Raw genomic sequence first — 7,875 nt, forward strand, 5'->3', positions numbered from 1 at the left:
AAAGTTTTCCTAGGGCAGGGTTATTTAATAAGTTTGAGCTTGAAAATTATCGGGAATATCTAATTCAAATACTTGGTCATGAATCCGAGCCACATAAAGCCCTTCTTGCAGAATTTTTTCCCGTAATTCCGGGGATAAATCAACGGCTGCTAATATGCCATAGAGTTTTTTATCTTTGTGTTCAGGAAAAAAGCGGCGAAACCGTGGCAAAATACTTTTTAATTGAGTAATATCTTCCTGTCTAGCATGACTTTTAACCTCAACGATATAAGCGGTATTTAGCTCACCATTGGTATAGGCAAGAACATCAATTTCTAGGTGTTGTCCTTCTTTACTGACTCGGACACTGGGACTGATAACTTCCATGCCAAATTGTTGTCTGAGAATGGTTTCCATTGAAGGAAGGGCAAGTCCTTCGGTAAAGCTGCCGAATTTGGCACCAAGTCCCCCAATTTGTTTGCCCAGTTCTTTGAGTTGTTTGTCAGTTTTCTTCTGTTGTTGGGCGTTTTCCTTCTGTTGTTGACTAACTTCCTTCAATAGTAGTTCAGTCTCCTTCTGTTGTTGACTAACTTCCTTGAGTTGTCGGTCAGTTTCTTTTTGAGCGGCAGTTAATTCGGCTAAGAGTCGCCATACATCTTCGGATGTGGTTGCCATAAATAATTTTTTCCTTCTGATCTGGTCTATTGCTATTTTAGTCAATCGCGCCGATACTTCCTAATTTTTAAGCTTCAATGCTCTCTTTTTTGTCAAGTACATCTTATCCCATTTTAGATGAGCTTACCCTAGCAACCTTAAGCGAACACTACCGTGCGATTAGCGTAAACCAAAACGCGATTTTGCAAGTGTAAACGTACCGCTCGCGCTAACACCACCCTTTCTAAATCCTTACCTTGACGAATTAAATCTCCTACGGTATCGCGATGGCTAACTCTGACCACATCCTGCTCGATAATTGGCCCCTGATCGAGATCGGCAGTGATATAATGGGCGGTGGCTCCAATAATTTTTACCCCTCGATCGTAGGCCCGTTGATAGGGATTAGCTCCGGCAAAAGCCGGTAAAAAAGAATGATGAATATTGATAATATTGGGGAAAAAGTTAATAAAATCTGGAGTGAGAACCTGCATATATTTAGCTAAAATCACTAAATCTATCCGGTATTCCCGCAGTAACTCTAATTGTCTGGCTTCCTGTTCAATCTTGGTTTCGGCGGTGATGGGAATATGATAAAACTCAATACCGAATTGATTGGCAACTGAGTGTAATTCTGGATGATTGCTAATAATTAAAGTAATTTCTGCCCTAATTTCTCCCCCGTGTTGTCGCCATAATAAATCGAGGAGACAATGATCCTGTTTTGTCACCCAAATAGCTAGACGCGGGACAGTATCGGAAAAATGTAAGGACCAACTAGCCTGCAAAGGTTTGGCAATAGCGGCGAAAGCTGGTTCGATCATCGCACGGGACAAATTAAACCCCTCTAATTGCCATTCTATCCGCATCAGAAACAATCCCGCCGAAAAATCCGTGTGTTGGTCAGCGTGGATAATATTGCCGCCATTAGCGTAGATAAAATTAGCGATTTTCGCCACCAGACCAATCTGGTCGGGACAAGAAATTAACAAGGTTGCAGTGGTACCAGTCATAAATTATCGGTGGCAAGAATTGACTTTTTCTATCCCCTAATTGATTACAATTTCAGGCACTTCGTCCCTTTGATGCACAAAAAAGAGCATTTGTCAATAGCGATCGCTAATTAAATTGCCAGTTAAACTGATAGGCTATTCCCTTGCTTGGCAGTGGCAAAATGCCGCTCGATCAGGGAGGGGACATCTTGGGGAGCTACCTGATTATAATGCTTTTTATCGGGCATAACCACCAGATTCGGCCCTTTTTTGCACTGTTTTAAACAGCCGGTTAATTTAATATTCACCGCTTCTCCCAGTCCTTTTTCCTCTAAATCACTCTCTAACCTTTGGCAGACTCTCGCACCGCCATTTTTCCAACAATCGGACTTCTGACAGATTAAGACGGTGGCTTTTTTCGCTTTTGCCGGGGCCACTTCTGGGGTTTTTTCGCCGGATAAATGCTCGATCCCTAGTACCCTAAGTTTTAATTTTCCCGTCTTTGAACAAAGACTACTTTCTCCCGTCACTTTTAGCCATGAGTGGAGAGCAATATTGAGAGGTATGTGGTCTCGCAGTGTTTTTTCGGGCTTAAACCAATATTCTCGTTTATCAACACTGATTCTCAGGTATTTTACCTTATATCCGTCCTTGAGGACAAAACCGAGGAATTGACCGACCACTTGAAAGGGAACCATGGTAGTTGTAGATTTTGACATACTTTCTCACTTTTTACTCTCAGATTGCTAATTTTTCTCAAGGATTATGCCTGCCAACAGGTTTCCAGCCAATCGATTAAACAGCCTCGGGAAGCCTCTACCTGTCGCAGGACACTCCACAGCTGTAAAAGTTGAGCGGGTCCATCGATGCGAACCTGCAAAAGCTGATAGAACAAGCATTTACATTCAATGTCCAGGAGCTGCAGCCAGTGGTAAACCTGCCAGCGATCCCAAGCACTAAGATTGAAGATTTTCTCAGCTTCCGATGGCAATTTGTCTGTACTCATGGGGCTTTTAATTGAGAAATATTAGCAATATAACTCTAGGCTGATGTTCTCAGTATAACCGACAACTGCAAATAATTATCAATAACCTGAAGAAAAAAAGTTACTCGGTAGCGACGATCGGCTAAAATCTTGCTTGTCCGCTTTGCCGATCCCGGAATCGCTACCGCCTAGAATTGTCAAAGAGATAAAAATGGAGATAACAAGATTTATTGACGAAAATTATGGATAAAAAAGCTCAAAAAACCGATAATTCAGCAATTCTCTATTTTGATGGTGGTTCTCGCGGCAATCCGGGGAGAGCAGCCGGTGCAGCGGTAATAGTTTTAGCCGAGGGTAATTCCTTGACCACGACTAGATATATGGAGAGAGCCACTAATAACGAGGCCGAATACACGGGATTGATTATTGGATTGGAAAAAGCCCAAGAATTAGGCTTAAAAAGCCTAGAAATTCGCGGAGACAGTCAATTAGTCATCAATCAAGTTAAGGGAGACTGGAAGGTAAAAAGCGATAGTTTACGTCCCTTTTATCAGCGTGCTTGTCAATTAGTTGCCCGATTCGATCGCATTAGCTGGCGCTGGATTGAACGAGCTAAAAATAGTTTGGCTGACGCTGCTGCCAATCATTGTATGGATGCGGCGAAAAAATCGCCAGAAAAACTAAAGGAAGGCGAAACTAATCTCGATATTCTGCTCCAATCCCTGAAACCAGTCCTAAATACCGAAGAATTCGTTTTTTCTTCCCTAACAGCAACAGGACTAGAACAGCTACAATTAACCCCTATCTGCCAATTTCAGGAAGAGGAAGGCATAACGGTGATTATTCCCCGTCAGCAAGCCGATCGCAAGAATTTACAGTACAAATATATTTATAGACAAATTACTCTTTCTGTGCATTCTAGTTTAGCCGCGGTGGGATTTTTAGCGGTAATTAGCGAGAAACTGGCCGAAGCAGCAATTAGCGTCAATGTCATTTCTGGTTATTATCACGATCATTTATTTATCCCTAGGGATAGGGTGACAGAAGCGATGGCTATTCTCGAAGAAATTAGCCGCTCATAACAGTTATCAGTTATCAGTTATCAGTTATCAGTTAGCAGATGTGAGTTTTCAATTCACTCATTACTGTTTACTGTTTACTGTTCACTGAAAAAACAGGATTTATTATTATTTGCTCTCCTCCGAGGAATTTTTCACCGTTTCTTCTAGGATAACTACCGGTTCTTTTTCCCGCTGCTGCGAGCGGATGATATCGATGGTACTTTTCAGCACACTAGCGATAGGAACTGCTATCAATAAACCGAGAATTCCTGCCACTTTGCCACCGATAAAAAGAGATAGAATAATCCAGACGGGATTAAGTCCGATCATACCTCCCATTAACCGAGGGGCGATGACATTATCATTAATTTGACCGACAATAATGGTCAGGGTCAAAACTTTTAACCCTAACCAAAAATCTTGAAACATCAGTAGGGTACTAATGCCAATAATGGTAAAGGCACTGGCAAAAGGAATTAATGTAGTTAGACCGATCGCCACCCCGAATAATAGGGCATAATCGACCTTGAGAATCACAAAAACAAAAATTTGAGCAAGGCTGAGAATTCCCGCTAAAATGGTTTGACCGGCAAAATAGGTTTCAAAAGTTTGACGAATAATCGTTCTTAATTTGAGATTCCAGGGGGACGGAATCCAGCTAAAAATTCCCTCCCAAATTTGTTCGCCATAGAGAACAAGAAAGACAGTTAGAACCAGAACAAATAGAATGTTTAAGATACTGTTGATAGTTCCCAGCACAAAGCTCAGTAATTGAGTGCTAAGAGTTTGTAAAACATTGGTTAGTCGTTCCGATAACTGGGTGATTGATTGCTCGATATAAATCGCATATTTCTGAGTTTTATCCCACTTTTCTAAATTTTGTATCTGTTCGGTTCCCGACTCGATCCACTGGGGCAAACTATTGATTAAACTGCTTAATTGTTCGACAATCTGGGGAACTAAAATTAAACCTAAAACAATCAAAATTAATAGGGCAATTAAAAAGACAATAGCGATCGAACCACTGCGATTAACCCCGCGTCTTTGCAGCAGTTTGATGGGAACATCTAAGACAAAAGCTAGTAAACTAGCAGTGACAAAAATACTGACTAAGGGTTCTAGGTAGCTAAATAATTGGAATAATAACCAACCATTGAGAAATAAGAGCGGAAAAACTAGACTTAGCCGCAACCAACGAGGTAGTTGCTTAAAAAGCTCTATCATATAACTAATTTTGTCCTGAGAGAGTATCGAGGTAAAAAGAGACTTTTCTAACCAGAAATCCTCTTTCAATCTAGCATCTCCTCGTTACTTTTCTGGTCCAAGCAACCCTGAAACTCTTATCCTAACCTTATGGAGCTAAGCGGATTCGAACCGCTGACCCCCTCAATGCCATTGAGGTGCTCTACCAACTGAGCTATAGCCCCGCGAAGACCATTTTTGAATATAGCTTAAATAGAATTATTTTGTCAAGGGGTGACGAGAAAAAAATTTGTCACTCCCAATGCGATCGCTGATAAGATAATGGTGAAACAATCGCCCCCCATTTAGACAGGAGCCGGAATTTGGGTTAAATAGGTTAAACAGTGACCCATGAGGAAATAAACTACTAACATAGCCGCTGCCGCTGCTGCCACCAAGGTTCCCGCCAGCATCAAGGAAAACTCTTGCTTGTTGAACGCTTGCTGCATCAGATGCAATGACCAAGCCACAAGACCGAGGTCAAAGATGAGAATCGGAACTAACATATTTTAAATTTTGTTAACTTTCATCTATTCTAATACATAATTTTCTCCAGGGATAATCGGACTGAAGTTAAAAACAGGGATTTTTTGCCGGTTTCTCGAGCGGGGCTGTCAGCCCTCGGCCGTTAGCTTTCGGTAATAAACTGCCCGGGAATTTAAATTGCTTGTTGAGATTAGGCAAGAGGCAAGCGGCAAGAGGCAACAGTAAGGGGTTAAAATGTGTCTTAGCTTAGGTCTAAACCTTGCTCTTCTTGGGTTGCAGCCTGAAGAAATCCTTTTCCCGAAAAACCGACTTAATCACTAGATTAAGTTCTGCAAATCTTGCCCTCATTTTCCCTGGCTAACGCACGGGTACTTGTTGATTTTGCAGATAATTTTTGACCTCAGCGATGGTTAATTGACCATAATGGAGCAAAGAAGCCAATAAAGCCGCTTCTGCCCGCCCTTCCGTCAATGCTTCGTAGATATGCTGACAATTGCCCGCTCCTCCAGAGGCAATCACAGGAATCTCCACCCTTTCAGCGATCGCTTTTGTCAAGGCCAGATCGTAACCCGCTTGCGTGCCGTCAGCATCCATACTGGTAACTAACAACTCACCCGCCCCGCGTTTTTCCACTTCTTGGGCCCATAATAAAGCATCAATACCCGTATTTTCGCGTCCACCCCGAACATAAACCTCCCAACCGGGGTTATGCCCATCCTTACGTCGTCTAGCATCGATCGCCACCACAATACACTGTTTACCAAAGCGATCGCTGGCTCGATCGAGCAATTCCGGCTCGCGCACGGCAGCCGAGTTAATGCTGACTTTATCGGCCCCGGCTCTTAACAAATTTTTAATATTTTCTAAGGATTGGATACCGCCACCCACTGTCAGAGGAATAAAAACCTGTTCCGCCGTACGATAGACTACATCAATAATCGTGTCCCGATCTTCATGGGTAGCAGTAATATCAAGAAAAACCAACTCATCGGCCCCTGCCTGATTATACAAGCGAGCTAACTCCACGGGGTCGCCAGCATCCTGAAGATTGACAAAATTAACCCCTTTAACCACCCGACCTTTATTGACATCCAAACAAGGCAAAATCCGCTTCGCTAACATATCCTAGACTCTTGATTGTAACAATGGCCATCAAACGATCGCACAATTCCCCCCCGGCTGCCGAGGAAAATCTGCTCACTCCCAATCCCACTATAGAAGAAACGGAAAAAGCAGCAGCGCAGATTCGTCCCCAATCCCTAGAGGATTATATCGGTCAACAGGACTTAAAGGCTAATCTAAAAGTCACCATCGCCGCAGCCAAAGCTAGACAAGAAGCGATCGATCATTTGCTATTCTACGGACCGCCGGGGTTAGGAAAAACCACCATGGCTTTAATTTTAGCGGCTGAGATGGGAGTAAATTGCCGCATTACCGCCGCCCCCGCTTTAGAGCGTCCCCGGGACATTACCGGCATCCTGATCAATCTTCAACCCCGGGATATTCTTTTTATCGACGAAATTCATCGACTGAATCGGGTGACGGAGGAGTTATTATACCCAGCGATGGAGGATTATCGGCTGGATGTGACGATTGGCAAGGGTCAAGCGGCGAAAATTCGCAGTATTTCTTTACCTCCCTTTACTTTAATCGGTGCTACTACCAAAGTTGGCTCTTTAACTTCCCCTTTACGCGATCGGTTTGGCCTGATTCAACGTCTGCGTTTCTATACAATCGAGGAATTGACGGCAATTATTCTCAGAAGTGCCACTATTTTTAATATTCCCATTACTGAAGCGGGTGCGATCGAAATTGCCCGTCGCAGTCGGGGAACTCCACGCATTGCCAATCGTTTATTAAAACGAGTACGCGACTATGTACAGGTGAAGGGAGAAACGGTGATTACTCCCCAGTTAGCTGATCAGGGATTAAATGAATTAAATGTGGATTCTATGGGTTTAGATTGGACCGATCGATTAGTATTAAAGACGATGATCCAACAGTTTCAAGGTAGGCCTGTGGGATTGGAAGCGGTAGCGGCAGCCACGGGAGAAGATGCCAAGACGATCGAGGAGGTGTATGAGCCTTATTTATTACAAATAGGTTATCTTAATCGTACTCCCCGGGGTCGCGTAGTCACGGCAGCCGCCTACGAACATTTAGGCCTACTGGCGAAATTGCCGAAAAATAAGGATCGGAGTTTACCTTTGTTTGAGTTGTAGTTTTCTAGATAGGGCTGGCTGAATAAATCTGAAAACCTTGTTGGATTAAGACTTTTTCCGGGGGAAAATTCACACCCCACACCCCACACCCTACACCCCACACCCTAAAACCCTAATTAGGGTCTGCTGAATAAATCTAAAAACCTTGTTGGGTAAGACTTTTAGACTTTTTGTCAATCAAAAAGTACCGGACTGGGAGTGATCAGGGGGAAAATTCAGGTACTTTTTCCCTGAAAATTAGGTAGTTGACCACC

Annotated in this window: 9 protein-coding genes and 1 tRNA gene; 2 read left to right on the plus strand and 8 right to left on the minus strand. The window is 43.1% G+C overall.

Going from position 1 to position 7,875, the window contains the following annotated elements:
* Positions 1 to 24: 24 nt before the first annotated feature.
* The 4 genes from IM322_RS00805 to IM322_RS00820 form a co-directional block, all read right to left on the minus strand.
* Complete coding sequence (locus IM322_RS00805) at positions 25 to 654, minus strand: DUF3782 domain-containing protein (RefSeq protein ID WP_287713069.1); 630 nt, start codon at positions 652 to 654, stop codon at positions 25 to 27.
* Between the two features lie 137 nt (positions 655 to 791).
* On the minus strand, positions 792 to 1,646 hold the full coding sequence (gene purU / locus IM322_RS00810; protein ID WP_287673374.1) for a formyltetrahydrofolate deformylase: 855 nt from the start codon (positions 1,644 to 1,646) through the stop codon (positions 792 to 794).
* A gap of 122 nt (positions 1,647 to 1,768) precedes the next feature.
* On the minus strand, positions 1,769 to 2,344 hold the full coding sequence (locus IM322_RS00815; protein WP_287673375.1) for a (2Fe-2S) ferredoxin domain-containing protein: 576 nt from the start codon (positions 2,342 to 2,344) through the stop codon (positions 1,769 to 1,771).
* A gap of 44 nt (positions 2,345 to 2,388) precedes the next feature.
* Entirely contained in the window at positions 2,389 to 2,631 is a 243-nt protein-coding gene (locus IM322_RS00820; RefSeq protein WP_287673376.1) for an Asr1405/Asl0597 family protein, read from the minus strand.
* Positions 2,632 to 2,852: 221 nt separating this feature from the next.
* Here IM322_RS00820 and IM322_RS00825 point away from each other — a divergent pair, with 221 nt between their 5' ends.
* Positions 2,853 to 3,692, plus strand: a complete 840-nt coding sequence (locus tag IM322_RS00825; RefSeq protein WP_287673378.1) for a reverse transcriptase-like protein — start codon at positions 2,853 to 2,855, stop codon at positions 3,690 to 3,692.
* Positions 3,693 to 3,797: 105 nt separating this feature from the next.
* Here IM322_RS00825 and IM322_RS00830 read toward each other — a convergent pair whose 3' ends face one another.
* From IM322_RS00830 to hisF, 4 genes are all read right to left on the minus strand, one after another.
* Complete coding sequence (locus IM322_RS00830; protein WP_287673379.1) at positions 3,798 to 4,895, minus strand: AI-2E family transporter; 1,098 nt, start codon at positions 4,893 to 4,895, stop codon at positions 3,798 to 3,800.
* Between the two features lie 130 nt (positions 4,896 to 5,025).
* A tRNA-Ala gene (locus IM322_RS00835) sits at positions 5,026 to 5,098 on the minus strand.
* Between the two features lie 120 nt (positions 5,099 to 5,218).
* Positions 5,219 to 5,419, minus strand: a complete 201-nt coding sequence (locus IM322_RS00840) for a hypothetical protein (protein ID WP_151696447.1) — start codon at positions 5,417 to 5,419, stop codon at positions 5,219 to 5,221.
* 337 nt (positions 5,420 to 5,756) lie between these two features.
* Positions 5,757 to 6,521 carry an imidazole glycerol phosphate synthase subunit HisF gene (gene hisF / locus IM322_RS00845; protein ID WP_002787034.1) on the minus strand — a complete coding sequence of 255 codons (765 nt, stop codon included), beginning with the start codon at positions 6,519 to 6,521 and terminating at the stop codon, positions 5,757 to 5,759.
* Positions 6,522 to 6,544: 23 nt separating this feature from the next.
* Between hisF and ruvB the strand changes: the two genes are divergently transcribed.
* Positions 6,545 to 7,621 carry a Holliday junction branch migration DNA helicase RuvB gene (ruvB, locus tag IM322_RS00850; protein WP_287673381.1) on the plus strand — a complete coding sequence of 359 codons (1,077 nt, stop codon included), beginning with the start codon at positions 6,545 to 6,547 and terminating at the stop codon, positions 7,619 to 7,621.
* Positions 7,622 to 7,875 lie beyond the last annotated feature (254 nt).

The sequence above is a fragment of the Microcystis sp. M109S1 genome, from assembly GCF_020247025.1.
In the GTDB taxonomy this organism is placed as follows: Bacteria; Cyanobacteriota; Cyanobacteriia; order Cyanobacteriales; family Microcystaceae; genus Microcystis.